Here is a 25,031-nt window from a genome sequence, read left to right on the forward strand (position 1 = left end):
TTCACCAATCCATGAGCGGGATTCATCATCATGCTGGAGCGGATCCACCTCAGTATCGTGCAGCAGGTCGAGCAGCAGGGCTCTCTCACCGCTGCCGCCGGCGTACTCAACCTGACCCAGTCGGCCCTGAGCCACAGCATGAAGAAGCTGGAGCAGCAGCTGGGTACCGACGTCTGGCTGCGCGAAGGCCGCAGCCTGCGGCTGACCCAGGCCGGGCAGTACCTGCTGGCGGTTGCCAACCGGGTGTTGCCACAGCTGGACCTGGCCGAGGAGCGGCTGGGCCAGTTCGCACAGGGTGAGCGGGGTGCGCTGCGCATCGGCATGGAATGCCATCCCTGCTACCAGTGGCTGCTGAAGATCGTCTCGCCGTACCTGGCCGCGTGGCCGGACGTGGACGTGGACGTCAAGCAGAAGTTCCAGTTCGGCGGCATTGGTGCACTGTTCGGGTACGAGATCGACCTGCTGGTCACCCCGGACCCGCTGCTGAAGCCGGGCCTGAAGTTCATTCCCGTATTCGACTACGAGCAGGTGCTGGTGGTGGCCAGCAATCATGCGCTGGCCAAGCTCGACCATGTAAAGCCACGCCAGCTCGCCCAGGAAGTGCTGATCAGCTACCCGGTGCCGTTCGAGCGCCTGGACATCTACAACCAGTTCCTGCTGCCGGCCGGCATCACCCCGCGACGGCACAAGGCCATTGAAACCACCGACATCATGATGCAGATGGTGGCCAGCGGCCGTGGCGTGGCCGCCATGCCACGCTGGTTGGTGGAGGAGTATGCCGCGCGCATGGACGTGGTACCGGTGCGCCTCGGTGCGAAGGGCATTCCCAAGCAGATCTATCTGGGTGCGCGCCAGGCCGACACCGGCATCGACTATCTGGAGGCCTTCATCGACCTGGCGCGGAACAGTTCGCCCCTGGCCAGCAGTGCAGGCATGGGCAAGTAATGTCCGCACCTACGTCACTGCGGGCGCAGGCCTTCCTTGATGCCTTTTCGCTGGAGGTAAGCGCCAAGGCCATGCCGGCGCTGGCTGCCGAAGCCGCCCGCATTCCGCGTGGCACGACGATTTCCATTCCCTGGCTGGCCAGCGAGGACGACGACGCACGCCTGGCAGCGGCGCGCAGGGTGCGTGAACTGGGCTTCGAGCCGATGCCGCATCTCCCGGCCCGCCGAATCGGGTCGCGTGCCGCGCTTGAGCGGTTCCTGCAGCGTGCCTCCAGCGAGGCCGGTGTCGCCCAGTACCTGGTGATCGCCGGCGATCTGGCTACGCCCGCCGGCCCATTTGCAGATAGCGCTTCGATCATCCAGACAGGGCTTCTAGAGAGGGGCGGCATCAAGGTCGTCGCCATCGGCGGTCATCCCGAGGGCCATCCGGTGATGGGCAGTGACGAGTGCTGGCAGGTGCTGGATCACAAGTGCCGAGCCATCGAAGCACGCGGCATGGCGCCGATGATCATCACGCAGTTCGCCTTCGATGCCGACGTCGTTCTGGCCTGGTTGGACGCGCTGCGCGCCCGTGGCATCGATGTTCCGGTACTGGTCGGCGTGCCGGGTCCGGCAAGCATCGCGCGGCTGGCACGCTACGCCGCAATGTGCGGGGTGGGTGCCAGTGCATCCATGCTGGCAAAGTACGGCATCTCGATCGGACGACTGCTCGGAACCGCGGGGCCGGAAGTATTCGTGGACCACCTGGTGAGCGGTTTGACTGAGGCCCACGGGTTGGCCAGCCCGCACTTCTTCCCGTTCGGTGGTATTGCCCAATCACTGGACTGGATCAAACGGCATCGGGCGCAGGCGTCGGTTGCCCGCCGCTGACAGGTCAATCATGGCGGCCGGGCAGTTCACGTGGTTGCCCGGTCCCGTCCCGGTCAGCCCTGCCGGTGTCGTATCCCGGGCGGGCAGCTGATCAGGCCGGCATTGCTGATGGCCTGGCGCGTACCGCACGCGCGGCACGCAAGCACGGTGCCTCCTCTCACATGCTCCATCTCCTGCTCACCCCAGACGCTGGTTGCGCCGCACGCCGTGCAGGTTGCTTCTATCTGCAGGGCCCGGGCCAGGTCGCCCTCTGCGCCCGGTCTGTAGGTGAGGTCGGTGATCTTGAATATGCCGGTATGACTCATTGGAACGCCGTTGTGGGTCTACTACGGGAAGATATCGATGCAGAGGTGTCGGGCGCGTTGGCGCGGCGTCGAGAAGCGGTGCGGGTCCACTCAGGGGTCAGTCCGCAATGTGAATTCCTCCAACCGCGCACGGCTGACGGACTGATGGTTGCCGCACCCCGGGCAGCTGAGCGAAGCAGCGCCGTTGAGGTCGACAAGCCCATGACCAGGAATGGCCCGGAATTGCCTTGAGCATTTCAGGCAGGAGCAATCAATCCGGGTGACCTGCAGCAGGGTGCCATCCTCACGCGCCACTCCTTCGACGCTGACTACATAGAACTGTCCGATGTCTCGCATGAAGATGAACAATGCCCTGAACGTTTGGGGCGCCCATCATGCCGTCTGGCGTGCCGTACGGCGCAGCCATCGACCGTCCTTATTCTGAAGAATTAAGAATACGCATCACGGCCCGGGCTTGTACCGGATGCTAGAGTGTGAATAGGTGCCGACGTGGCGCCACATTCAAGGCGGATGTCCATGCCCATCAGGGCCGTTGTATACGCAAGCCAGGCCGCCGAAGGTCTTTCGATTGATCGTCTGAAGGCGCTCGTGGCCGATGCTGCAAGGTTCAACAAGCTTGCAGGGGTGACAGGCGTGCTGCTGCACGACGGCACGCGATTCGTGCAGTACTTCGAAGGCCCGGAAGATGGCGTGGCCAGCGTCTACGAGCGCGTGCTGCAATCGGCCAGCCACACGGATGTCGTGGAGCTGGCCCGCGGGCGCGTCTCTACCCGCCAGTTTCCCTATTGGTCGATGCACCAGCTTCCTGCCGATCAGCTTCTGGTCGGCCGACTTGCCAGGGCCGACTGGTCACGCTTCAAGAGAAGGCAGCCCGAGGAAATCGCAGGCTCCGCGTGGGGAATCGATGTGCTTGCTGCGGCGGTAGCGCCCTACGTACACGCCGCTTAGTTTCCGCTTCGGCGGCCACTTGATCGAGGTGTGCAGTGAAATGAAGGCTCTCATCACGCTCATTGCTGCACTGGCTGCGGGCCCGGCGCTTGCCGATGCCCCGCTGCCGCCGCCGGAGAGGTTCACGGCATGCTCCTCCGCGCGGAATCTCTGTGCTGATTCCGATCCGGCCTTGAATTCAACACGGGTAACGCCGCAGGCATCCGGTCAAGAGGCCTGGCTGATACCCGGGTGGCATCGCTGGCTGTTCCCGTCGGACGATGGGGAGTCGGTCGTGGTCGGCTACGAGGGCATGAACCTGGTTCCGGCTGACGTGAGGTTGAGCGAGCCGGTGCTGCTTTTCTACCATCGTGGCCGCTTGGTCCGCACCGTCACCCTGGGTCAACTGTATCGCCGCACATCGCAGCTTCGGCGTACCGTCTCGCACTTCGCCTGGGCGAGTACCATCGGCTTCAATCACTCCAACCAGCTCGTGGTCGAGCTGGTCAATGGAGAGAAGGTGGCGTTTGCTCCCAGAACAGGTGCTCGCGAGCCGGTTCGGCCGGACGGGCGCTGACTGCCCGCCGCTGTCACCGCCCGGATTGATCGGGACGCAACACAGGCGCTGCCGGTTGCAGCCGGGCCTGGATGAATTCCAGCAACGCCCGGACCCGCGCCGTGACCGAATGGCGATGGCTATAGGCTCCAAGCAGTTGCAGCGGCGCAGGTAGCAGATCCAGTTGCACTTCCTGCAGCCGGCCGTCGGCAATGTCGTCCTGGCACGGATGGGCCGCAACGATGGCAAAGCCCAGGCCTTGGCGTGCGCCCGCAACGGCCAACTCCCCACTGTTGACCCGATAGCGGCTGCGCACAGACACCTTCACGATGTTTCCCGTGGCGTCGAGAAACTGCCAGGGCTGCCCCTTCAGGGCACTTGCGGTGGTGATGCAAGGGAAGCGCTTGAGTTCATGCACCCGATGCGGCACGCCAGTCCTGGCCAGCAACGCCGGCGCGGCCACCACAATGCTGGGCAATGTCGCCAGAACACGGGTGATGAACGCACTGTCATCCTGCGGGCCACGGTGGAAGAACAGGGAGAGATCGATGTCTTCGCGCAGCACTTCCAGGCCGGTCAGGCGCGTGTCGCACTCCAATTCAATGCCGGGGTGGAGACTGCAGAACTCGGCGAGGATGGGCGCGAGCAGCCGTGGCGCTTCGGTCGGAATGCACATCCTCAGAGGACCCTTCAGTTCGCGCTGCACCGCGCCGAGCTCCTCCTCGGTGGACAGCAGGGTATCGAGCAGGGGCTTGGCGCGCGCGTATAGCAAGGTGCCGGCTTCTGTCATGCGCAGGTGGCGGGTACTGCGCTCCAGCAGTCGAACGCCCAGGTTGCGCTCCAGTGAAGCGACATGGCGACTGACGTTGGATGAAGGCAGGGCCAGCAGGCGCGCCGCACCCGAAAAGCTCTGCTCGTCTACAACGGCCACGAACACACGGACGGTGTTCAGGTCGAAACTACTGCGCATGACTATCCCGTCCAGGGTATGAACTTCTCTCACTTCTGCATGCTAGTTGCCAGTATTGGCAGAGTCCAGACTGCACTCCCGCCCCATGGATGCTCCGCAATGGCGTACCCGGGGCTGATAAAAAGGCGTGTTGGAATGGACGTAGGAATCCTGGGTGGCGGCATCGCAGGCCTGAGCGTGGCCCTTGCCCTCCACAATCAAGGGCACAGCTGCTTCGTATACGAGCGCCGCACCGCACCATCAACCATGGGCGCCGGCGTGACACTCTGGCCCAACGCCGGCTTCGTACTGCAGGAATTCGGGCTGCTGGAGGACATGGGTGCAGTCGGCGGCCGGCCGACATCCGTGCACCGCTGGAATGCAGCGGGTGACCCGCTGGGTGGCCTGGATATCACGTTGCTGGACCAGATCATGGGATACCCGACCCATACGATTCTGCGCAGGGACCTGCAGGCGGTTCTGCTGGATCATGTGATGCGAGCGCGTATCCCGGTGGCGTTCGGGCATTGCGCCGAAACAATTGAGCTGGATGCCAGCGGCAAGGCCGTGGCGCGGTTCAACAATGGGCACAGCATCCGCCCGGATCTGCTGCTCGGCGCGGACGGGCGCATGGATTCGGTGGCGCGCAGGTTCGTCGCGGGGGACAACACGCCGATCTACCAGGGCTTCGTGAACTGGATCGGGGTTGCACAGGGCAGGGCACTGGCAAGCGACATCAGGATCGATGACTACTGGGGTGCCGGGGATCGTTTCGGCTGCGTCGCCGTCCGCGAAGATCGGGTGTATTGGGCGGCCGCGCAGGCGCGCCCACTCCCTGCGGCGTCCCCCGCCGCGGGCATGCACGACGAAGTGAGGTGCTTGTTTGCAGGATGGCCCGAGCCTGTCGACCGCCTCATCGAGGCCACGCCGGCGCACGCCGTCCAGCGGGTCGCCGTGCACGACCTTGAGCCGCTGCACACCTGGAGCCGCGCAAACGTGCTGCTCATTGGGGACGCAGCCCATGCGCCGCTGCCAACATCGGGGCAGGGAGCATGCCAGGCACTTGAAGACGCGTGGCACCTGGCACGCTGCATTGGCGGGGGCGATGGCTGCCTGGAAGAGGTACTGCTGCGCTTCGCCACCATCCGCGGCCCCAAGACTGCCCGGCTGGCAGAGCAGGGCCGCATGTTCGCGCGCGGCCTGTTCGCCAACGACCCTGAAACCTGTCGTATCCGCAACGAGCGCGCCAGGGCATCCGACCCAATGCGCGACGCGCTGGCCATGGCGGCAGGATGGTCGCAGGGCCTGCCGATGGCCGACCGCGTTGAAAGGCTGGCGGCAAACAGTGCAGGCAGCATGTATCGCCTATGAAAGTTGGGAATCACCCATGGCCTGACCGCGCCATCCCCCACCTTCACCCCGCAGCAGCGAGAATGCACCATTGGGCGCGCTTCGACGCGCGCCGTTCACTGCCCGCAGGATCGCGAAGATGTCCAAGCCCCCCTTTGGTGAATCGTCATGTGCCGCCGCTGCCAGCGGTTGCGTCGAGGTGCGCGGTGCGCGAGAGCATAATCTCAAGAATGTCGACGTCTCCATCCCGCGCAATGCACTGGTGGTGTTCTCCGGGGTATCCGGTTCCGGCAAGTCTTCGCTGGCCTTCGGCACCGTCTTCGCCGAGGCACAGCGGCGCTACTTTGAATCCGTTGCGCCCTACGCGCGGCGCTTGATCGACCAGGCCGGCGTGCCCGATGTGGACGCCATCGACGGGCTGCCACCGGCAGTGGCGTTGCAGCAGCAGCGCGGCGCGAGCAATGCACGTTCATCGGTGGGCAGTGTCACCACGCTGTCCAGCCTGGTGCGCATGATGTATTCGCGTGCAGGTGCATACCCGGCCAACCAGCCGATGCTGTACGCCGAGGACTTCTCGCCCAACACGCCGCAGGGCGCCTGCAGCACCTGCCACGGGCTTGGGCATGTGTACGAGGTGACCGAAGCGCTGATGGTTCCGGACCCGTCGCTGAGCATCCGCGAGCGCGCCATCGCTTCCTGGCCGCCAGCCTGGCATGGCCAGAACCTGCGCGACATCCTGGTCACGCTCGGCTACGACATCGACGTGCCGTGGAAGAAGCTGCCGAAGAAGGACCGGGAGTGGATCCTGTTCACCGAGGAAACACCCACCGTGCCGGTCTATGCCGGCTTCACGCCGGCCGAGACCCGGGCCGCACTCAAGCGGAAGCTCGAGCCGAGTTACATGGGCACGTATACCGGCGCGCGCCGCTATGTGCTGCAGACCTTTGCCAATACCCAGAGCGCGTTGATGCGCAAGCGGGTTTCCCGCTACATGGAAGGCAAGCTGTGCCCGGCCTGCCACGGAAAGCGACTGAAGCCGGAAGCGCTCTCGATCACCTTCGCGGGCGTGGATATCGGCGAGTTCATGCGGCTGCCCCTGGATCAATTGGCGGATCTGCTGGAGCCCATCGCGCAAGGTGACTTCAGCGCGCACAGCCGGGGCGAACCCACCAGCAGGAACGCCACGCGCCGCGACCGCAACCAGCGTGCGGCCAGCGGGCGCGCCGTCCATGCTGCGGCCCCGGATGTCCGCCTGACTTCGGCCCTTTCGGAAGAGAAGCGGCTGGCTGCACAGCGACTGGCGGCTGGGGTCATGGCGCGTGTACGGCAGCTGCGTGAGCTGGGCCTGGGCTATCTCTCGCTGGACCGCGCCACGCCAACGCTGTCCGCCGGCGAACTGCAGCGCCTGCGGCTGGCCACCCAGCTCAGCTCGCTGCTGTTCGGTGTGCTGTACGTGCTCGACGAGCCTTCGGCTGGCCTGCACCCGGCCGACAGCCAGGCGCTGTACGACGCGCTGGATCGGCTGCGTGATGGCGGCAACTCGGTGTTCGTTGTGGAGCACGATCTGGAGCTGATGCGCCGCGCGCAGTGGCTGGTGGACGTGGGGCCGGAGGCCGGCGAACGGGGAGGGCGCGTGCTTTACAGCGGCGAGCCCGACGGCCTGCGCCAGGTGCAGGATTCGCGCACGGCCCAGTATCTGTTCGACCGGGTGCCGGCACCCGCCAGCCGCCAGCGCAGCGCAAGGCATTGGCTGGAACTGCAGGGCATCCATCGCCACAACCTACAGGGCGTGGACGCCCAGGTGCCGTTGGGGTTGCTGACGGCAGTGACCGGCATTTCCGGCTCGGGCAAGTCCAGCCTGATGGCGCAGGCACTGCCGGAGCTGATGCTGCTGCATCTGGGGCACGAACCCGCGGACGATGGTGCCGAGGCATCGCCGACCGACGGGCCGACGGTGATCGAAACCACCCGAGGCCAACTGGCCGGGGATGTGGACGCCATCCAACGCGTGGTGCAGGTGGACCAGAAGCCGATCGGCCGCACGCCACGCTCCAACCTGGCCACCTATACCGGGCTGTTCGATCACGTTCGCAAGCTGTTCGCGGCGACGCCGGCCGCACGTCGTCGCCGGTTCGATGCGGGCCGTTTCTCGTTCAACGTGGCCAAGGGCCGATGCGAGACCTGCGAAGGCGAGGGTTTCGTGAGCGTCGAACTGCTGTTCATGCCCAGTGTCTACGCCCCATGCCCCACCTGCCACGGCGCGCGTTACAACGAAGCCACGCTGAAGGTGCTGTGGAATGACCGCAACATCGCCGAGGTCCTGCAGATGACGGTGGACCAGGCGCATGCGTTCTTCAGCGGGGAGGAGCCCATCGCCCGACCGCTGCAGCTGCTGCAGGAAATCGGCCTGGGTTACCTGCGGCTGGGCCAGCCGGCCACCGAGCTTTCAGGGGGCGAGGCCCAGCGCATCAAGCTGGCCACCGAACTGCAGCGCAGCCAGCGCGGGCGCACGCTCTACGTGCTGGACGAACCCACCACCGGCCTGCATGCCTCCGATGCGGACAGGCTGCTGGTACAGCTGCAGCGGCTGGTCGAGGCAGGAAACACCGTGGTCATGATCGAGCACGACATGCGTGCGGTCGCGCAGGCCGACTGGGTGATCGACGTCGGCCCGGGCGCAGGTGGCGCGGGCGGCACCATCGTGGCGAAGGGAACGCCGCATCAGGTGGCGCGTGCCAAGGGCAGCCGGACGGCGCCGTTTCTGGCGCGCGAGCTGGCGCCTCTGTAGGGCCGAGCCATGCCCGGCCATCACTTTCCGCCAGATCTCGGGTCCGCCGGTCCATCAAACGATGTTCAGCTCTCCCCGCGCCACTGGCTCATCAACATCTGAAGAAAGCGTTCCGCAGTAGGCGAGAGCAGGGCGCCTCGGCGACGGACGATCCCGATCGTGCGCGACACCACAGGGTTGCCTATCGAGCGCGTCACCAGGGTGGGATGATCCCCGTCCGGCGTCGCCATTTTCGGCAGGACAGAAACGCCGATACCGGCCTCGACCATGCCCAGTGACGTCGACAGGTGGGTCACTTCGTAGTGCCAGCTCAGTTTGAGGTTCTCGCGCGCCAGGGCGCCGTCCAGCAGCGTGCGATTGCCGCTGGTGCGATGCACGGTGATCAGCTGATGCTCGGCCAGGTCGGCCCACTCCACCTTGCGCTTGCGGGCCAGCGGGTGGTCGCGTCGGCAGGCCAGCACGAACGGGTCTTCGGCCAGTACGTCGAAATCGAGATTCGGATCGTTGGCGCCCATGAAGTTGATGCCGAACTCGACTTCGCCACGTTCCACCGCCTGCAGGCCCTCGGTCGCCGGGATATCCAGGATCCGGAAGCGGACGTTGGGATGCGCTTCGTGGAAACGCGCCATCACGCTGGGCAGGAAGTAGAACGCCGCCGTCGGCAGGCACGCGATGGTGACGGTAGCGCCGCGGGTGTCTTCGCGGCCGCGCAGTGAGAACAGTGATCCATCGAATTCCTCCAGCATGCGACGCACCAGTGGCAGCAGGTTCTCACCGACGGCAGTGGTGCTGACGCTGCGCGTGGTCCGCTCCAGCAGCGGCGAACCCACGGCCTGCTCCAGCTTCTGGATCCGGCGGCTGAGTGCCGGCTGGGAGACATGCAGGATCTCCGCCGCCCGATGAAAGCTGCGCGTCTCTGATACCAGCAGGAACGCGCGTAGATCGAGAATTTCGCAATTAATGCTCATCAGGTATCAATCATCCAAAAATCAGCAATTCACAGATCAATTGGGGTCATGCCAGTATCGAATCACAGAGGGGTCATTAATCTCCTATACGCATCAATCTAGCACACGTATGTCCAACGATCTGCTCAGCATTCCCTGCGTGCTCATGCGCGGCGGCACCTCCAAGGGCCCGTTCTTCCTGGCCAGCGACCTTCCGGCGAACACCGCCGAACGCGATCGCCTGCTGTTGGAAGTGATGGGGTCGGGTCATCCGCTGCAGATCGACGGCATCGGTGGTGGCAACGCGCTGACCAGCAAGGTGGCCATCATCGACCGATCGAGCCGGGCAGATGCCGACGTGGACTATCTGTTCGCCCAGGTAAGGGTGGAGCAGCAGGTCGTGGACACGTCTCCCAACTGCGGCAACATGCTGGCGGCGGTGGGCCCGTATGCCATCGAGCGGGGGCTGGTGCAGGCTCAGGACCCGCAGACCGAGGTGCGCATCCACAACGTCAATACCGGCAAGCTGATCATCGCGACGGTGGAAACGCCTGGCGGCAATGTGGTCTATCGCGGTGATACGCGCATTGCCGGTGCGCCGGGCTCGGCCTCGCCGGTCAGGCTCTCTTTCCTTGATGCCGCGGGCGCCCGCACCGGCAAGCTGCTGCCCAGCGGGCACGCGCAGGAGTCCATCGATGGCGTCCCGGTCAGCCTGGTGGACTGCGCCATGCCGATGATGCTGGTGCGTGCCGAGGACCTGGGCGTACGGGGTGATGCTTCGCCCGCCGAACTGAACGCGGACGCGACGTTCATGCGCCGGCTGGAAGCGCTGCGCATCCAGGCAGGTGCCCGCATGGGCATCGCCGACGCCGGCAACAAGGTCATTCCCAAGCCGGTGCTGCTGTCGGCGCCGCAACAGGGGGGCGATCTGCAGGTGCGCTATTTCATGCCGCACCAATGCCACACCGCACTGGCCATCACCGGCGCGGTCGGCCTGGCCACCGCCGCCGTCACGCCGGGCACGCTGGCCCACACTTTGGTCGGATGCCTGTCCGTTCCCGGCAGCATTACCCTCGAACATCCGAGCGGGGCCCTGGAGGTGAGTCTCAGTCGCAGTTCGGACGATACGCCGGTGATTGCCAGCGTGGTGCGCACCGCACGCCGACTGTTCGACGGTCGGGTATATGCAACGTCGCCCGCGCACGCCACGGCCAGTACCACCCAAGACCGCCAATGGACGTCAGCGGCATGATCTGAAACCGGCTGGGTCGGCACAGGCGTGCCTGCCCCGCCACCACAACGTAGATGCTTCACTCCTGGGAGGGATGATGTACAAGCAGTTCCTGATGGCCGCGCTGTGCGCGGCCGGCCTGGCCGCGGCCGGGTGCAGCAACAGCGGCCGCGCCGAAGGTGCGACCACAGGCAGCGCTGACAACGCACCGGTGCGCATCAGCGTCGGCTCCTACAACCTCAACAACCTGCCGTTCTTCATCGCCGACGCCAAGGGCTATTTCAAGGATGTCGGTCTCGAAGTGAAGACCGAGAACTTCGCCCAGGGCGGCTCCAAGGTACTGCAGGCGCTGGTGGCCAATTCCACAGATGTGGCCGTCGGCTTCTACGACCACACCATCCAGATGCAGGCCAAGGGCAAGGACGTCGTCGCCTTCGTGCTGCTCTCGCGCAATTCCGGGCTGGTGATGGCCGGCCGTGAGGATGCCACCTTCGATCCGGCCCGGCCGGAAACCATCAAGGGCCAGAAGGTCGGGATCACCGCGCCGGGCTCCTCGTCAGACTTCTTCGTCCGTCACTTCCTCGCCCAGCATGATATTCCGGCCGACAGCATCTCGCTGATCGGCGTCGGCTCCGGCGCCGCAGCGGTTGCCGCCCTGGAGCAGGGCAAGATCGACCTGCTGGTCAACTACGACCCGGCTGCCACCCTGATCACCGAGCGCAAGGTCGGCAGGATCCTCCTCGACGCGCGCAGCGACGACGGCGCCCGCCAGGTCTATGGTGGCCTGTACCCGACCTCGGTGATGTATGCCAACCAGAGCTTCCTGGACAAGCGCCCCGAAGCGGCCGAGAAGATCGCCCGTGCCGAGCAGATGGCATTGAAGTTCATCGCCGACAACAGTGCCGAAGAGATCGTTGCCGCGCTGCCGGACAGCTACGTCTCCGGCGATCGCGCCACCTATGCCCGCGCGGTGGAGAACGCGCGCGCGATCTTTACCCGGTACGGTCACTTCACGCCGGCCGACCTGGAAACCCCACTGAAGGTGCTGCGCGAGTTCAACACGGATGTGGCCAAGGCCAACATCGATCTGTCCAGGACCTACACCAATGCCTTCGTCGAGCGTGCCAACGCTGCGGCGCCGGCGGCCCAACCGTAAGCGGAGGTAACCCCATGGCCCTCAATGCCACCGTGCGCCAGTTCAATGGCGCACCGCAGCTGGAGCCTGCACAGACCATGGTCGCCATCAACAAGGTGACCATGTCCTTCGGCGAATTCACCGCCGTGCGTGATGTCGACATCCAGGTGGGTGACGGCGAGTTCCTTGCCATCGTCGGCCCGACCGGCTGCGGCAAGAGCACCATCCTCAATTCCGTGGCGGGTCTGCTGAAGCCGTCTTCCGGGCAGGTCAGCATCGACGGCCGCGCCGTCAGCGGCGTGCAGGAGTCGGTCGGCTACCTGTTCCAGCAGGATGCGCTGCTGCCGTGGAAGACGGCTTACCAGAATGTTGAACTCGGCCTGCGCTTCCGCGGCGTGCCCGAAGCCGAACGCAAGGCCAAGGCCAACGCGTGGTTGGCCAAGGTCGGCCTGGCCGGTTTCGAGCACCGCTACCCGCACCAGCTGTCCGGTGGCCAGCGCAAGCGGGTGCAGATGGCGCAGGCGCTGATCGTCGAGCCGAAGGTGATCCTGATGGATGAACCGTTCTCGGCGCTGGACATCCACACCCGGCACCTGATGCAGAACGAGCTGCTGCGTCTGTGGCAGGAGGACCGGCGCTCGGTGATCCTGATCACCCATGACCTGGAAGAAGCGATCGCCCTGGGGGATCGCGTGGTGGTGCTGTCCTCCGGCCCGGCCAGCCGTGTCGTGCGCAGTTTCGACGTGGATCTGGAACGGCCGCGCAACGTGGCCGAGATCAAGCTGGATGACCGTTTCACCGATCTGTACCGCGACATCTGGGCCTGCCTGCGCGGCGAAGTGGAGAAGAGCTATGCACGCCAAGACTGACAAATTCATCCAGCTGGCCCTGGTAGTCGCCGTTTTCGGCGGCTGGGAAGGCGGTATCGCGCTGGGCGTGATCGATCCGTTCTTCTTCCCTTCGCCGACGGCGATCGTGCAGCAGGCCTGGACCTGGCTGTCCGATACGTCCTTCTACCAGCACGTCTACATCACCCTCACCGAAACCGCGCTGGGCTACATCATCGGCACCGGTCTGGGTGTGGCTGGCGGCGTGTGGCTGGGCCTGAGCCGACGCTCGGCGCGCATCCTCGATCCCTTCATCAAAGGCTTCAACGCAATTCCGCGCGTAGTGCTGGCGCCGATTTTCGTGTTGTGGCTGGGGCTGGGCCTGTGGTCGAAGGTGGCGCTGGCGGTCACCCTGGTGTTCTTCACCACGTTCTTCAATGCCATGCAGGGCGTGCGCGAGGTGAATCCGGTGGTGCTGGCCAATGCCCGCATCCTGGGCGCAAGCCGCAGCGACCTGCTGCGCCATGTCTACTTCCCCGCAGCAGCCAGCTGGATCCTGTCCTCGCTGCGCACCTCGGTGGGCTTCGCGGTGGTCGGCGCGATCATCGGTGAGTACCTCGGGGCCTCGGCGGGCCTGGGTTACCTGATCGCGCAGGCCGAGGGCAACTTCAATGCCGTGGGCGTGTTCGCCGGCATCATCATCCTGGCCGCCTTCGTGCTGGTCATCGACGCCCTGCTGGACGTGGTCGAGAACAAGCTGATCACCTGGCGTCCCAACGCCCAGGCACAGGCCACCAGCTGAACCGGCCGCGCTGAGCCGGCCTGCCGCCGCCGGACCGATCCGGCGGCGCGCACTTCTTCCCCCGATCTTCCCCCGCACCACCGCAACAGGCCAGCGCCGGGCCAGGGGGCCGGCTGGCCGGAGAGAGAGCCCATGAATCATTCCACCGTGCTGCCGCTGGCAGCGCTGTCGGTCGCGCTCGGCCTGCTGTTGGCCAGCGGTCACGCAGGCGCCCAGTCTACTTCGCCCCCGCCCGCACCACTGAGCCAGGCCGAACTGTCACACCTGGTGCAGCAGCAGGCGTTGCAGATCCAGCAACTGGAAGCTCGCCTCCGCGCCGTGGAGGGCGGGCAGGGCACTGCGGCCGCAACGCCCACGCCGCCCGCACCTGCGCTGGAGACGCGGGTGGCCGCACTGGAATCGGGACAGTCCAAGCTGCCCAAGGTCTCCTGGGCCAAGGGCGCACCGGAGTTCAGCAGTGCCGACGGCAATACGGTGTTCCGTCCCCGCGGCCGCCTGTTCGTCGATGCCTCAAGTACTGACGGTTCCGCGGTCGCCGAACGCAATGTTTCGGGTACCGAGATCCGTTCGGTGCGCCTGGGGGCAGAGGGACGCTACGGAACCCTGGGCTGGGTGGTGGAGGGTGACTTCGCCGACAACGCGGTGGCCTGGAAGTCGGTCTACGCCACGCTGGACCACACCCTGTTCGGCCTGCCGGCCGATCTCACGATGGGCAACCGCTTGAACGATCGCGGTATCGATGGCTCCAGCAGCACCTCCAACACGCCGTTCCAGGAACGCAACGTGGTCGGCACGTTGATGCTGCCGCAGCGCGGCCTGTTTGGTGTCGGGCTGACCGAGCGCGTGCATGGAAAGGGGTGGCACGCCAGCCTGTCGGTGTCCGGCAACGACCTCAACAACGCCGGCACCGACAACGACAGCCAGACCTGGGCCACGCGCGTCCACTGGAATCCGCTGGACACCGCTGACGCCACGGTGCATCTGGGCGCATGGGCCTTCCACGAGAAGATTCCCGCTGGGGCCAGCGGCGTGGTGCGCAGTTCGGCCATCGCAGGGCATTTCAACGATCTGGTCAAGATCGCGCCGGGCACACTGCTGGGTGCCGAGCGCAGCACCGCCTACGGTGCGGAACTGGCCGGCTTCTTCGGCCTGGCGTGGGCAACCGGCGAGTGGGGTACGCGAAGCCTGCGCGGGGCCGATGCCAGCGGGCGCTATGGTCGCGACCACGAGGCGTGGGCGATCTCGGCCGGCTGGTTCCTGGCGGGCGCGCTGCCGTCCTACTCGGGCAAGGCCGGCACGTGGGGCAAGGTGAAGGTGGCCGATCCGGTGACGCGCGGCGGCAGCGGTGCGTGGGAGCTGAAGGGCCGCTATGAGGACGTGGACTATGCCGAACTGCCCAGTGGCGGTACCGGCCACGCGTGGACACTGGGCGCGAACTGGTACCTCAACGATTTCAGCCGGGTGATGTTCGAAGCCGTGCGTTGGCAGACCCGCCACCGCAGCGGCAGTGCCGCGGGCAGGGATGAAGGCACCACCTTCAATACCCGGCTGCAGTTGGCCTTCTAGAGCCGGGCCGCCGCCTGCATTCTGGTCACAGCAGCAACAGCGCAGCGATGAGTGCAGGCGGCATCACCAGCGCGCCGACGCGCAGGAAGTCGAGCGCGCTGACATGCTCGCCTTCGCGACGCAACGCCACCAGCCACAGCATGGTGGCCAACGAGCCGGTCACCGACAGGTTCGGCCCAAGGTCCACGCCGATCAGCAGCGCGGCACGGGTCTGTGCGGGCAGTTCAGCCATCTGGCCCAGCGAACCGGCCGCAAGGCCCACCGGCAGATTGTTGGCCACGTTGCTGAGCAGTGCGGCCGCGCCACCTGCCAGCCAGCTGGCCTGCTGCGGTGACGTCTTCGCCAGCGCCTGCAGCGCGCTGGCCGCAGTCTGGATGACGCCGGTCTGCGCTACCGCTTCCACCAGCACGAAAAGCCCGGCCACCAGCGGCAGCACGCCCCAGGCTACGTGGCGCAGCAGCGGTAGCGGGCTGCGGCGCTGGCGAACCACCACCGCCGCCACGCTCAGGGCACCGGCGCAGAACGTGGCCAGGCCCAGCGGCCCGTCAAGTGCAGAGGTCACCAGCAGCACGCTGCCGGTGAACAGCACACCCAGCGCACTCAGGCGCCCGCCCTCGGTCAGCGGGCGATGCTGCGGCGCGGCCACCAGCGGCTGTGCGATCTCGCGCCGGTGCACCCAGCGCAGCACAAGATAGGTCGCACCGATCGCAGCCAGCGAGGGCAGTGCGAACTGCGCCAGCCACTGCAGCAGCGGTGGCATGTGCTGGCCGTAGACCACCAGGTTGGCCGGGTTGGAGATGGGCAACACGAAGCTGGCCGCATTGGCGATGAAGGCACAGACGAACAGGTAGGGCAGGGGATTGGCGCGGGCCGCCTTGCAGGCCGCGTAGACCGCCGGGGTCAACACCACGGCTGTCGCATCATTGGAAAGAAACACCGTTACCAGCGTGCCGACCAGGAACACCAGGTCGAACAGGCGCCGCCCCGAGCCGCCCGCATGCCGCACCGCATACAGCGCCAGCCAGTCGAACAGCCCTTCGCGGCGGGCGAGCTCGGCCAGCACCATCATGCCGACCAGGAAAAGGTAGACGTCGCGGCCTTCGGCGACTGCGTGCCAGGTGGTGCCGAACGACACGGTGCCGCTGAGCGGAAGCAACGCGGCCGCGCCGAGCGCCCACACGTACTCCGGGATGCGGAACGGGCGGAACAGCAGGCCGACAGTGGCAACGGCCACCGCCATCCAGATGATGAGCGAAGAATGGGAAGCGAGCATGGAGTAGGGCGTGCGCGGTGCCGTCCATCGACCCCGCCGCCGGTTCCCCGGCGTATGTGATCGGCGTGCAGGCGCCCGCTGCGATCAGTGCAAGTGCCGGGGTTGCAGCATCATACCGTGCCGGCTGCCCAGCGAATGCCCTGGCGCGGCGCGGTCCGTGACGGCCGCGCCAAGGCATTCAACACGGCGCCTACTGCGTCGCGCACTCCACCTTGCGATCGAACTCGGTGCCCAGTACGACAGAGGTGATCGCAAGCGTTGTGCCCTTTCCGGCGCGCAGTGCAAACGGTACGCTCAAGCGGCTCATGTCTGCCCCGGCCTTGGCCAGGCATTTGAGGGGAACGCCCAACCTGAGCCACTCATTCCGCGGCGCTGCCGACAGCGCAGGGCCCAGCGCAACCTCGGCAGAACACGCCGCCCCGCAGGCGGTACCCAGTGTCACTGCGGATGCCGCAGGGAGCTGCTCGACACGCACGGTCGCTACCACGGAGAGCTCGCCGTTGGTCTCGCGCGACCAGTCCAGCGGAGTATTGGCCTGCAAGGCCACCGTGGCCGGCGCCCGGAAACTGAACTGGCGTGCGCCCTCCTGCACATCGGTGTTGATCGCGACCATCGCCAGTGACTGGTCGGCAGTGGTTGCATTGGGATGCACGACATCGGTCGATTCGCCATTGGCGGCAGTCAGGCGAAGCATCAGGCCGGTGCCGGCCACACCACGCTCGAACAGGGTGCCGCTACCCGCGGCGTCCGGATCAATGCCGGGGTCCTCGGAAAGCGCAGGTAGATTTCCCTTGTCGGCATAGGTCAGGCCGTATCCGAAGGCGAACTGCGGGTCGTAGTCCTTCTGCCCCACGTTGTTCTCGTACTGGTTGGCGCGGCGTGGCCAGGAGTAGCTCAGCTTTCCGCGGAAGTCGTGTTGCACGCGCCCATCGCCGCCGCGCAGCAGCACATCGGCCACGCCCCCACCTTCCGAGCCCGGCAGCCACGCAGCCACGAAGGCATCGGCGGCGTTGATTTCGCGGTTCAGCCACAGCGGGCGCCCACTCAGGAACACCCCCACGACCGGAATGCCGTCTGCCTTCAGGCGTCGCATCAGCTCCAGGTCTCCGGACTTGCCGTTCTTGAACATCAGGTTGGGCAAGTCGCCCTGAAATTCGGCGTAGGGATCTTCGCCAAACACCACGATGGCTACATCGGGGCGATTGCGGTAACGGCCATCGATGGCCAGTTCGGCCTGGCCGCCGCCCGACTTGACCTGTGCCTGCAGACCTTCCCAGATCGTTTCCGCATTCGGGAAGTCCTCGCGACGCGTGCCGTCGCCCTGCCAGCTGAGCGTCCAGCCGCCCGCCTGACGGCTCATGTCGTTGGCGCCATCGCCCGCAACCAATACCCGCTGTTTCGGCGAGAGTGGCAGCAGCTGGTTCTGGTTCTTGAGCAGCACCAGCGATTCACGCACGGCCTGCCGCGCCACCTGGCGATGCGCCGGCGCCCCGAGCAGCTCGAACTTGCCGCCCAATGCGCGCTCGGAGGGCTTGGGCTTGTCGAACAGGCCCATGCGCATCTTCACCCGCAGGATGCGGCGGACGGCATCGTCCAGCCGCGCCTCCGGCAGGGTGCCGTCCTTCACGTGGGCCAGCGTGCTCTCATACATCCCCTTCCAGCTGTCCGGTGCCATGGCCATGTCCAGGCCGGCGACGTAGGTCTTCGCGCAGTCGGTGTTGCTGCAGCCCTTGATCTGGCCATGGCCGTTCCAGTCACCGACCACGAAGCCGCCGAAACCCATCCGGCCCTTCAGCACATCGGTCAACAGTGGCTTGTGCCCGTGCATCTTCTCGCCATGGAAGCTGTTGAACGACGCCATCACCGACTGCGCGCCCGCATTGATCGCCGGCAGGTATCCAGCGGCATGGATGTCACGCAATGCGGCCTCGCTGACCGTGGTGTTGCCCTGGTCCTTGCCGTTGCCCGTGCCGCCATCGCCGAGGAAATGCTTGACCGTGGTCATCACGTGGTGGTCGTCGAGGAAGTCCGCGGCCCCCGCCTTGCCCTGCAGGCCCTCGACGAAGGCCCCTGCATAGCTGGCCACCAGTGCCGGATCTTCCGAGTAGCCCTCGTACGTGCGCCCCCAGCGGTCGTCCTGCGGGACGGCCACGGTCGGCGCGAAGGTCCATTCCATGCCGGTCACGCGGGTTTCGGCCGCGGTGATCCTTGCGATCTCGCGCAGCAATTCCGGGTTGCGCGCTGCGCCCAGGCCGATGTTGTGCGGGAACAGAGTGGCACCCACCACGTTGCTCTGGCCATGCATCGCATCAATGCCCCAGACGATGGGAATGGCCTTGCCACCGTTGCGCGTGTCCATCGAGGCTTCCCAGAACGCGTCGGCCAGCGCAAGCCATTCGGCGGGCTTTGCGTTGTAGCGGCCACCTGGGTCGGATGCGCCGCCTGCCAGTATTGAACCCAATCGATATCTGCGCACGTCATCGGGCGTGATGCTGGCGATATCACCCTGCACGATCTGGCCGACCTTTTCTTCCAGCGTCATTGATGCGATCAGCGCGTCGATGCGTCGTTCCATGGCCGGATCGTCGGCCAGCGGCCAGGTTGCCCTGGGCCAGTGCGCGGGCGTGATGGTGCCTGCGTCGTTCACCGGGGCAGGGGCCGCACCGGCCGCAGGTACCAGCGCCATGGCAAGCGCCGCAGCCAGCATCAGGCGGTGGGGACGGAACACGGGGTTGCGCTTCGCACGATCGGAATGACGGATGTTCATCGGAACAATCATCTCGGAAGGGTGGCTTGGGTGGGCTCGGCGGCCGGAAAGCAACCTGACAGCGTTGTCAGTCAAAACCGAGCATACCCAGCCCGTGGGACGAATGCTTGCTGCACAGCGGCATGGGATTTGAGGATAAAGTTGCATCTGTATCCACATCCCGTGGTGCAGGATTCCGGTAAAGATGGTGAGGCTATGACGGGCAGAGGGCGGGGGATGCCGGGAGCTGAGCAGGTGCTCGCAGGCAGGCCGGGACGCGTGCGGATCGAGGATGTCGCGGCAACGGCCGGGGTCTCGATGAAGACCGTCTCGCGGGTGCTCAACAACGAGCCGAACGTCTCCAAGAGCACCCGGGCCCGGGTGGAGGCGGCGGTGGAAAAACTGCGCTACCGCCCCTTGCCCTCGGCACGGGTCCTCGCTGGCCGGCGCTCCTACCTCATTGCGATGCTCTTCGATAACCCGTCCTCGAACTATCTGATGGAGATCGAGATGGGGGTGCTGGACGCGTGCATGGAACAGCACTACAACCTGATGCTCGCTCCGCTGATCTACGATGCGGCCGATATCGTGGAAAAGGTCGAGTCATTGATCATGCAGTCGCAGCTCGACGGCGTGGTGCTGACGCCGCCGCTGACAGACGACACCGCCCTGCTGGAACGCCTGGTCGACCTGGGCATCCCGTATTCCAGCATTTCGGCGAAGGAACAGAACCGGAACGTGGGCGTCGTCGTGGATGAAATCGGCGCGGTGGTGGCGCTGATCGCACACCTGGCCTCGCTGGGCCATACCCGTATCGCCCATATCAAGGGACACGCCGCGCATGGCGCAAGCATGTGGCGCCTGGCAGGCTATCGCGAAGGCCTGCGCAGGGCAGGCCTGCGCTACGACCCCAGCCTGGTCCTGGAAGGCGAGTTCTCATACGAATCCGGCTACATCGGCGCCAACGCGCTGCTTGATCGGCCTGATCGGCCGACCGCCATCTTCGCCGCCAACGACGATATGGCGGCAGGCGTCATCTGTGCGGTGTTCGAACACGGCCTAACGGTGCCATCCGACATCTCGGTCTGCGGTTTCGATGACACGCCGATCGCCCGCCAGATCTATCCGGCACTGACCACCGTCTGCCAGCCCACCCGTGAGATGGGCCGGCGCGCGGCCATGGAGCTGATCAAGGAAGTGCGCGAGCTCGGCAGCGGTGGCGTGGTCGATATTGCTTATGCCTTGCAGGTCCGGCGATCCACGGGACCGGCCCGTCACGATTGAACGCAGGCGCGATGGCGTGCCGACGCGGCCGGCACGCCATGCTGGCAGGCAGGGGCGCGGCTCAGTGGCCGCCTTCGGTGGCCAATCGCTCCAGATCCACGCCCTGGCGACGCAGCGTACGGCCGGCCGCCCACGCGTAGAACGCCAGATAGCAGAAACACAGCACGCCAATGATGAAGCTGTAGTGCACGCCGACCTTGTCGGCCAGTGCCCCCTGCGCCCAACTGACGATGCCGCCGCCCATGATCATCATGATCAGCAGGCTGCTTGCCTGGTTGGTGTGGCGGCCCAGGCCCGTGATTGCCAGGGTGAAAATGCAGGGCCACATCGTGCTGCAGAACAGCCCCACACTGATGAAGGCGATCACACTGGTCATCCCGGTGGTGAACATGCCGACCAGCTGCGCCCCGATGCCACACACGGCAAAGTACAGCAGCATGCGCGATGGATTGCCCTTGCTGGCCAGGGTGGCGATGATCATCAGGGCGATCACCGGTGCGTAGTGGAAGAACTGTGCGGAGTTGTGGCCAGAGATCGCGTTGACGGCAAGGTAGATCGCAAATGCAATGAACGGCAACACCAGCATCAGCAGCCTCTGCGCGCCTGCGCGCACGTCGAAGGCTCCGGCGGCCCCTCCCCAGCGACCGATCATCAGGCTGGCCCAGTACAGCGACACGAACGGGGCGATCACGGAGGTTTCCAGGCCTAGACCACCCTTGCTCAGGGGTTGCTCAAGGTAGGCTGGAAGATTGTCGATGGTCGACACCTCCACGCCGACGTAGAGGAAGATCGCGATCATGCCCATCGCCAGCTGCGGGTAGGAGAGCGCAGATCCGCGATCAGCCTGGTGATTCGTCCCGGTCGCAGCTGCGGGGACCGTGGCGCGCAGCTCGACATGATTGGGCACGCTCGAGAACCGCAGCAGTACGGCGACCAGTACGAAGGCGGCGCCCAGCACCAGGTATGGGATCTTTACGCTCTCGATGCTCGCCTCTGTGTTGCCCGCTGACACGCTGCCAAAGATGGCAATGCTCACCAGCAGTGGGCCTACCGTTGCGCCCAGGTTGTTGACACCGCCGGCCATGGTCAGGCGCTGCGATCCGGTGGCCGGATCACCCATGATCACCGCCAGCGTATTGGCTGCGATCTGCTGGAGCGAGAAGCCCAGGCCCACGATGAACAGGCCGGACAGCATCAGTGCAAACGAGCCGGTATTGGCCGCCGGATAGAAGAGCAGGGCACCGAGTGCCGACACCAGCAGGCCAAGGCAGATGCCGTTGCGATAGCCCACCCGATGCAGCAGGTCGTTGCCGATGGCGCGGGAGATGGCGATGTAGATCAGCGAACCGGCGGTGTAGGCAACGTAGAACGCCATCGCCACGTACATGCTCTGCGCCTGGCTGAGATGGAACGCTTTCTTGAACACCGGAATGAGGATGCCGTTGCTTGCAGCGACGAAACCCCAGAAGAAAAAGACGGTGATGAGTACACCGAACTGCGACCAGCGGGTTGTGTGTTTCATGATTCTCGTGTCATCACGGACAGGACGACGCCCCGTGCGTTGTCGCACAGGGCAGGACGTGGTGATTGCGCGCGGAGGGCCGGCAAAACCGGCCCTCCTTCAAGGCTGCACTGCTCAGAACTGGTAACGCAGGCGCAGGCCGTAGCTGCGCGGGTCGTTCAGGAAGCGGACGTTGATGCCGGAACCCACCAGGGCCTTCTGCGAGACATCGTTGCCCAACAGATTGTTGCCCCAGGCTTCCACGCGCCAGTTGCCGCTCAGTGAGGTGAAACCGATGCCCGCGTTCAAGGTGGTCTCGCCCTTCTGGCGGTCAGGGAAGCCGGCCGCAGCGGCGCTTTCGGTACGGTCATGGACCAGCTCGCCACTTGCTGGATCCTGTCGGATGAACTCCACGTCCCGGTTGTTGTACTGGGTGAGGTAGAAGGCCGAGCGGTACGAGGCCAGCAACTGCCAGTCGAAGGTGCCAAAGCGCAGCTCGGTCGTATGCTGCAGCCTTACGTTGAAGGTAAGCTTCGACGCCAGCGGCAGTTCGTTGCCGGACAGGTCGATCAGCGAGGTGGCACCACCGGCGTCGTAGTTCTGGCTGCGGACATCGGCGACGGTGCCACGCTTGATCTCGCTGTCCATCCAGAGGGCGTTGATGTTGACCATGAAATTGTGCGGAAAGCGCAAGGTGCTTTCCGCCTCCAGGCCGTACACCGCGGACTTGCCGACGTTGCGGTTGACCAGGGCATAGCCGGTGGCTTCACCGGTGGTCGGGTTGGTGGCGATCACCGCCAGGTCCTGGAACACCTGGTCGCTGTAGTCGTAATAGAACCCGCTGACGTTGAAGGTCGAGGTGCGCCCCAGCATCTGGAAGGAGTTCTTGCTGCCGATCTCGTAGGCAATGATCGATTCGGGCTTGAAGGTCTCGGGAATCTCCTTCGGATCAAACGTGTCGTTGAAACCCCCCGCCTTGTGGCCGGTCGACACCAGGCCGTACAGCAGGCTGTCATCGCTAACGTCGTACTCGAAACCCGCGCGCCAGTCGGTAAAGCTGAACTTGCTCTTGCCGAACTGCTGGGCCGGAATCGCGCTGACCTGGGCCCAGCTCTGGTACGGGCAATCGACGGTATCGCCACCGATGTCGGGGCGATCCACGCAACCGAATGGGCCGCCATCGGGCACCGCGCCGATCTGCTGCAGCAAGGTGTCGTTGCGACCATGTCGCAGCACACCCTGCAGCAGGAAGCGGGCCATCTCCGCCTGCGAGGTGATGTTGCTGACGTCAAAGTTCGGACGGCTCATGAAAGCCGGCTCGAAGCCGGGCGTGCCGAGGCGCGTGGCAAAGTCCCCGCCCTGGCCAGGCAGGCCCAGCGACCAGTTGCCGCCAATGCCGTAACGCGACTTCTTCTCCTCGGAGTAGCGCAGGCCGCCCTTCAGGCGCAGGCGATCGTTGACGTCGAATGTACCGTCGGCGAAAACGGCGGATGACTTGCCATTGACCTTGGGCATGGTGAATTCAGTGCCCGAATACCAGCGCCCTTTGTCCACCAGCGAAAGGTAGCCCACCCGCTGGTCCTCATTGAAGTGGAACAGGCCGGTGGTCCAGCGCAGCCGTTCGTCCTGGTCGGACGTGAACCGCAGCTCATGTACCTGCGACTCCGACTCGGTCAGCCAATACTGCGTGGAGTAGTTGTCGTAGTCGATGCCGCCCGGGTTGCTGGGTGATACCGGATCGATGTTGCGGCCCGGCCAGAGGATGCCTTCGCTCTGCGCATTGGTCTGGCGGTAGTCCACGTTGCGGTAGCTGCCGTTGTACTCCACCGCCACCTTGCCGAAGTCATAGGAAATGCTGGTCTGCGCCCCCCAGTTGGTGCTGTCGAGCTTGCCCTGCGCGCCGCGGTAGATGATCTTTCGCAGGTCGACATCGTCCGGCAGGTAGCCGGCCTTGGCGGCGGTGTAGACGTTGGCGCCTGGATAGCCCGTACCGCCCTCCTTGCCGATGTCGGCCATTGCGAAGATCGACAGCTTGTCATCTGGCTGGTAGAGGAACGACAGGCGTGCGCCCCGGTCGTCCTGCACGCCAGCCGGTTCCAGGTCCTGCGCGCGCCCAGCATTCTTGAACGGAGAGTCTTTCTCCACCTTGTAGCCAGCCACCCGGAAGGCCGCGCCACCGCCGATCGGAAGATTCAGGGCGAATTCGCCACCGCGATGGTCACGATTGCCGGCCTCGGCCTGGACGTACCCGCCGAACGCTTCCAGGTCAGGGCGCTTGGTGATGATGTTCAGCGTGCCGGCCAGCGCATTGCGGCCGCGCAGCGTGCCCTGCGGGCCCTTGTTGATTTCCACCCGCTCGACATCGTAGAACATCCCGCCCAGGCCGCGCGGTCGTGCAATGTAGGCCCCGTTGATGTGGGGCGCGGCGCCTGGATCACCCAGCTCGGTGTTGTTCGAAGAACCCACGCCGCGGATGAAGATCTCCAGGTTGCCTTCCTGGTTGGCCATGCTCATGCCTGGCACCAGGGCTTGGATGTTGCGCAGCTCATTGTTGATGCCCAGCGCACGCGTGTCGTCCGCAGAAATTGCCTGGGCGGTACCTGCATATTTCTGCAGGTCCTGTTCCCGGCGTTCGACGGTGACGATGACGGCGTCCAGCGTCGAGGCCTCCCGTGCCTCGCTGGCGGCGGTGGAACTGCTTTCCTTGGCTGATTGCGCCGCCACCGGCAGCGCCGCAGTGGCGGTGACGATGGTGGCAAGGACTGCCTGTGCGAGTGTGCTCTTCCTGAAATGGACGGTCATAGGGTCCCTCTCTCCCCATAGATGATGTCTGGACGTTCCCGCGCCGTGCGCCGGACGTGGGCTCTTGTAAGTGCCGCCTGACAACGCTGTCAATCAGAATGAACGATGGATGACCAGAAGCTTGGGAAATCAGACAGTTGAGCGATCAGCAGTGCCGCTTGGCACGCCGCATTTGCTGCAGTGCGAAACGAAATCGGGCGGCGTTGCGCTCGCCGTACGGCTGCACCC

The 25,031-nt window shown here is 65.4% G+C and carries 18 protein-coding genes; 12 read left to right on the forward strand and 6 right to left on the reverse strand.

Features of this window, described 5'->3' with window-relative positions:
• Positions 1-30: 30 nt before the first annotated feature.
• The 4 genes from ACZK0Z_RS11150 (at position 31) to ACZK0Z_RS11165 (ending at position 3,623) form a co-directional block, all read left to right on the forward strand.
• Positions 31-945: a LysR family transcriptional regulator gene (locus tag ACZK0Z_RS11150; RefSeq protein ID WP_049430788.1), complete on the forward strand. Its 915-nt coding sequence runs from the start codon at positions 31-33 to the stop codon at positions 943-945.
• On the forward strand, positions 945-1,814 hold the full coding sequence (locus ACZK0Z_RS11155) for a methylenetetrahydrofolate reductase (RefSeq protein ID WP_049430785.1): 870 nt from the start codon (positions 945-947) through the stop codon (positions 1,812-1,814). Before ACZK0Z_RS11150 ends, ACZK0Z_RS11155 begins: the two co-directional genes overlap by 1 nt.
• 821 nt (positions 1,815-2,635) lie before the next feature.
• Complete coding sequence (locus ACZK0Z_RS11160; RefSeq protein ID WP_197631948.1) at positions 2,636-3,067, forward strand: BLUF domain-containing protein; 432 nt, start codon at positions 2,636-2,638, stop codon at positions 3,065-3,067.
• A 40-nt stretch (positions 3,068-3,107) separates the two neighbouring features.
• On the forward strand, positions 3,108-3,623 hold the full coding sequence (locus ACZK0Z_RS11165) for a hypothetical protein (protein WP_049430781.1): 516 nt from the start codon (positions 3,108-3,110) through the stop codon (positions 3,621-3,623).
• Positions 3,624-3,636: 13 nt separating this feature from the next.
• Here ACZK0Z_RS11165 and ACZK0Z_RS11170 read toward each other — a convergent pair whose 3' ends face one another.
• Positions 3,637-4,572, reverse strand: coding sequence for a LysR family transcriptional regulator (locus tag ACZK0Z_RS11170; RefSeq protein ID WP_049430778.1), 936 nt, complete (start codon positions 4,570-4,572; stop codon positions 3,637-3,639).
• A gap of 135 nt (positions 4,573-4,707) precedes the next feature.
• Here ACZK0Z_RS11170 and ACZK0Z_RS11175 point away from each other — a divergent pair, with 135 nt between their 5' ends.
• Both ACZK0Z_RS11175 and ACZK0Z_RS11180 read left to right on the forward strand, forming a co-directional pair.
• A complete protein-coding gene (locus tag ACZK0Z_RS11175) occupies positions 4,708-5,922 on the forward strand; it encodes an FAD-dependent monooxygenase (RefSeq protein ID WP_478449639.1) in 1,215 nt (404 codons plus the stop codon).
• Between the two features lie 118 nt (positions 5,923-6,040).
• Entirely contained in the window at positions 6,041-8,689 is a 2,649-nt protein-coding gene (locus ACZK0Z_RS11180) for an excinuclease ABC subunit UvrA (RefSeq protein WP_197631949.1), read from the forward strand.
• A gap of 65 nt (positions 8,690-8,754) precedes the next feature.
• Here the strand turns inward: ACZK0Z_RS11180 and ACZK0Z_RS11185 are convergent, their stop codons facing one another.
• On the reverse strand, positions 8,755-9,657 hold the full coding sequence (locus ACZK0Z_RS11185) for a LysR family transcriptional regulator (RefSeq protein ID WP_049430770.1): 903 nt from the start codon (positions 9,655-9,657) through the stop codon (positions 8,755-8,757).
• Positions 9,658-9,766: 109 nt separating this feature from the next.
• Between ACZK0Z_RS11185 and ACZK0Z_RS11190 the strand changes: the two genes are divergently transcribed.
• The 5 genes from ACZK0Z_RS11190 (at position 9,767) to ACZK0Z_RS11210 (ending at position 15,197) form a co-directional block, all read left to right on the forward strand.
• Positions 9,767-10,888 carry a 4-oxalomesaconate tautomerase gene (locus ACZK0Z_RS11190; RefSeq protein WP_197632021.1) on the forward strand — a complete coding sequence of 374 codons (1,122 nt, stop codon included), beginning with the start codon at positions 9,767-9,769 and terminating at the stop codon, positions 10,886-10,888.
• 76 nt (positions 10,889-10,964) lie between these two features.
• A complete protein-coding gene (locus tag ACZK0Z_RS11195; RefSeq protein ID WP_049430767.1) occupies positions 10,965-12,023 on the forward strand; it encodes an ABC transporter substrate-binding protein in 1,059 nt (352 codons plus the stop codon).
• 14 nt (positions 12,024-12,037) lie between these two features.
• Positions 12,038-12,871 carry an ABC transporter ATP-binding protein gene (locus tag ACZK0Z_RS11200; RefSeq protein ID WP_014647218.1) on the forward strand — a complete coding sequence of 278 codons (834 nt, stop codon included), beginning with the start codon at positions 12,038-12,040 and terminating at the stop codon, positions 12,869-12,871.
• Positions 12,855-13,631 (forward strand): ABC transporter permease, encoded by a 777-nt coding sequence (locus ACZK0Z_RS11205; protein ID WP_005409726.1) that lies wholly within the window; start codon positions 12,855-12,857, stop codon positions 13,629-13,631. The genes ACZK0Z_RS11200 and ACZK0Z_RS11205 overlap by 17 nt, the downstream gene beginning before the upstream one ends.
• 132 nt (positions 13,632-13,763) lie before the next feature.
• Complete coding sequence (locus ACZK0Z_RS11210; RefSeq protein ID WP_478449642.1) at positions 13,764-15,197, forward strand: OprO/OprP family phosphate-selective porin; 1,434 nt, start codon at positions 13,764-13,766, stop codon at positions 15,195-15,197.
• Between the two features lie 25 nt (positions 15,198-15,222).
• Here ACZK0Z_RS11210 and ACZK0Z_RS11215 read toward each other — a convergent pair whose 3' ends face one another.
• Together ACZK0Z_RS11215 and ACZK0Z_RS11220 are read right to left on the reverse strand one after the other, a co-directional pair.
• Positions 15,223-16,470 (reverse strand): arsenic transporter, encoded by a 1,248-nt coding sequence (locus ACZK0Z_RS11215; protein ID WP_049430762.1) that lies wholly within the window; start codon positions 16,468-16,470, stop codon positions 15,223-15,225.
• 190 nt (positions 16,471-16,660) lie between these two features.
• Complete coding sequence (locus ACZK0Z_RS11220) at positions 16,661-19,237, reverse strand: glycoside hydrolase family 3 protein (RefSeq protein ID WP_100443851.1); 2,577 nt, start codon at positions 19,235-19,237, stop codon at positions 16,661-16,663.
• Positions 19,238-19,453: 216 nt separating this feature from the next.
• On the opposite strand from ACZK0Z_RS11220, the gene ACZK0Z_RS11225 reads away from it, so the two are divergent.
• Positions 19,454-20,500, forward strand: a complete 1,047-nt coding sequence (locus ACZK0Z_RS11225) for a LacI family DNA-binding transcriptional regulator (RefSeq protein ID WP_049430759.1) — start codon at positions 19,454-19,456, stop codon at positions 20,498-20,500.
• 61 nt (positions 20,501-20,561) lie between these two features.
• Here the strand turns inward: ACZK0Z_RS11225 and ACZK0Z_RS11230 are convergent, their stop codons facing one another.
• Both ACZK0Z_RS11230 and ACZK0Z_RS11235 read right to left on the reverse strand, forming a co-directional pair.
• Positions 20,562-22,022, reverse strand: a complete 1,461-nt coding sequence (locus ACZK0Z_RS11230; protein ID WP_414489298.1) for an MFS transporter — start codon at positions 22,020-22,022, stop codon at positions 20,562-20,564.
• Between the two features lie 114 nt (positions 22,023-22,136).
• Positions 22,137-24,803: a TonB-dependent receptor gene (locus tag ACZK0Z_RS11235; protein ID WP_197631951.1), complete on the reverse strand. Its 2,667-nt coding sequence runs from the start codon at positions 24,801-24,803 to the stop codon at positions 22,137-22,139.
• Between the last annotated feature and the right edge of the window lie 228 nt (positions 24,804-25,031).

The organism is Stenotrophomonas sp. 116085_Sma, from assembly GCF_056479585.1.